Origin of the sequence: Allobosea sp. CER48 (assembly GCF_044752385.1) — a bacterium.
Taxonomy (GTDB): Bacteria; Pseudomonadota; Alphaproteobacteria; order Rhizobiales; family Beijerinckiaceae; genus Allobosea.
Genome location: NZ_JBIWYK010000471.1, coordinates 1 through 2,334 on the forward strand (window position 1 = coordinate 1; position 2,334 = coordinate 2,334).

A 2,334-nucleotide genomic window follows, 5' to 3' on the forward strand; every position below is an offset into this window, starting at 1 on the left:
GGTGGCGTCAGGCTCGCACCAGGTTACGTCGAGCCCCCAGATCACTCGCTTCGGGGCACGGATATGATCGCGGAACAGCGCCGCTATCTGCAGTTGCTCCCAGGGGGTCGCCGCGTTCATCGCCAGGTTCACGAAGCGGGCGTCGAGCCCTCGCGACAACTTCTGCGGATCGAGGAGACGCATCGTCGACGTGCCGAAAACCGCCGCATCGAAGCGACCCGAGCGTACGAGCTGCGGGTACATGAAGCGCTGGTTGATATCCATGATGGGCCGCGCCGGCTGGCCTGCCCCGACCCGCATGCCGAAGGGATCGAGCACGGCGACGAATGCGAAGAGGATACCGGCGCAACCCGCGGCCGCCGCCAGAAACCATCGTGACCAGACGATCCAGGCCTTCGCCATACGGCCTTCTACTCCCCAAGAAACAATGATGCCGGCACGCAAGCCGGCGCGGCGCCCTCTTCGCACAGGCGGCCCCCCCGCCACAACCGAAAGGCGCCGCTTCTGGCAGCCGACGCGCGAACATGCGAGACAGGCCGCATGATCTCCGGCGCTCTCCGCCGCTTTGCCGGCCCTGCGATGCTGCTACTGGCCGCGACGCTTTTCGCGTGCGGGCCGGCCGTGTCTGCCGAGGAGCCGCTGCCCCCCTCCTCCGGCATCCAGGACGCGCTGTGCCGCATCATCGACGATGCCGCGCGGAGCCACTCCGTGCCGCCCGCCTTCCTGACCCGGTTGATCTTCCAGGAATCCAGCTTTCGGCCGCATGTCACCAGCCCCGCCGGCGCACAGGGCGTAGCCCAGTTCATGCCGGGCACGGCGCGCGAGCGCGGCCTTCTCGACCCGTTCGATCCGGAGCAGGCGGTTCCGAAGGCCGCGCATTTCCTGGCCGAGCTGCGGGACCGTTTCGGCAATTGGGGCCTCGCTGCGGCGGCATATAATGGCGGCCCCAACCGCCTTGCCGGCTGGCTTGCGGCCCGCGCCGCCGGGCAGACCCGCTTTCTGCCGATGGAGACGGAGAACTACGTCCTGCTCATCACGGGCGCCTCGATCGATGACTGGGCGGCGGATGCCAGCAACGCCGTGAATGGCGACGGACGCTCCCCGCCGGCGCGCCCGGCGACGCGCGATCCGCAGGCCGCCTGCGCGCCGACGCTGGTCGCGATCCGGCAAGCCCGCCCGATCGTGCCTGCGATGGCGGAGGCGCCCTTCGCGCCCTGGGGCGTGCAGCTTGCCGGCAACTTCTCGAAGGCAAGGGCGCTCGCCAGCTTCCAGCGCGCCAGCTCCCGCCATCGCGCGGTCATCGGCGAACTGCAGCCGATGGTCATCGGAACGCGGCTGCGCAGCCGCGGCACGCGCGCCTTCTACCGGGTCCGGCTGCCGGCGGCGACGCGTGCCGAGGCGTCTGCGCTGTGCCGGCGCATCCAGGCGGATCGTGGCGCCTGCGTGGTGCTGAGGAGCTGAAGCACAGCCGCGATGTTGCATGTGCGCAACGCAGAACGCCAAAGCTCGGAAGCTCTCAGCGATGTGATTGGAGTCCAATTGCAGGGCGCCGACGAAGCTGACAGGACATTGAGGAGACGTTGACTTTTCCGTGTCAACTTCGTGTCCACAGCTGCCCCGACCGCCCCGAGGTTATCCGATGATCCGCTCCATTCGTCTGGCCATGCTCGCCGGCCTTGGCCTGCTCGCCCTTGGCTCCGCCGCCCGGGCCGAAATCGACCCGCTGACCCGTCAGCCGCTGGTCCAATATGTCGATCCGGCTAAGGCGCAGGCCACCGCCATTCCGCGCGAGGTCGTGGATTATCCGACGAAATATGCGCCGGGCACGATCGTCATCAACTCGACTGAGCGCCGTCTCTATTTCGTGATGCCGAATGGCAAGGCGATGCGCTACGGCGTCGGCGTCGGCCGCCCGGGCTTCGACTGGGCAGGCAGCCAGTCCGTCACCCGCAAAACCGAATGGCCGACCTGGACCCCGCCGGCGCAGATGCTGAAGCGCCGCCCCGACCTGCCGCGCTTCATGCCGGGCGGCCCCGACAATCCGATGGGCGCACGCGCGCTCTATCTCGGCTCGACGCTGTATCGCATCCATGGCTCGAATGAGCCGGAGACGATCGGTCAGGCCGTCTCCTCGGGCTGCATCCGCATGCTGAACGAGGACGTGATCGATCTCTACGACCGCGCCAGGGTCGGCACCCGCGTCGTCGTCGCCCGCTGAGCGGCTCGCATCCCGTGACAGAAAGGCCGGCGGAAACGCCGGCCTTTTTCGTTGAGCAGTTCGCCATTCGGGGCCAGCGGCGGACAGGCCTAAAGGTGCGGTTCCATCCGCGAATG

2 protein-coding genes and 1 pseudogene are annotated in these 2,334 nt (G+C 68.3%); 2 read left to right on the forward strand and 1 reads right to left on the reverse strand.

What is annotated here, in order from left to right:
• Positions 1-402: pseudogene (locus tag ACIPIA_RS14485) on the reverse strand (hypothetical protein); the annotation flags it as partial.
• Positions 403-540: 138 nt separating this feature from the next.
• Here ACIPIA_RS14485 and ACIPIA_RS14490 point away from each other — a divergent pair.
• Positions 541-1,461 carry a lytic transglycosylase domain-containing protein gene (locus ACIPIA_RS14490; RefSeq protein ID WP_400510560.1) on the forward strand — a complete coding sequence of 307 codons (921 nt, stop codon included), beginning with the start codon at positions 541-543 and terminating at the stop codon, positions 1,459-1,461.
• 178 nt (positions 1,462-1,639) lie between these two features.
• Positions 1,640-2,218: a L,D-transpeptidase gene (locus tag ACIPIA_RS14495; protein ID WP_400510562.1), complete on the forward strand. Its 579-nt coding sequence runs from the start codon at positions 1,640-1,642 to the stop codon at positions 2,216-2,218.
• Positions 2,219-2,334 lie beyond the last annotated feature (116 nt).

What these genes read in the sequence shown, in the direction of transcription:
- ACIPIA_RS14495 (WP_400510562.1), top strand. Translation starts at nt 1,640, where the DNA reads ATGATCCGCTCCATTCGTCTGGCCATGCTCGCCGGCCTTGGCCTGCTC.
- ACIPIA_RS14490 (WP_400510560.1), top strand. Translation starts at nt 541, where the DNA reads ATGATCTCCGGCGCTCTCCGCCGCTTTGCCGGCCCTGCGATGCTGCTA.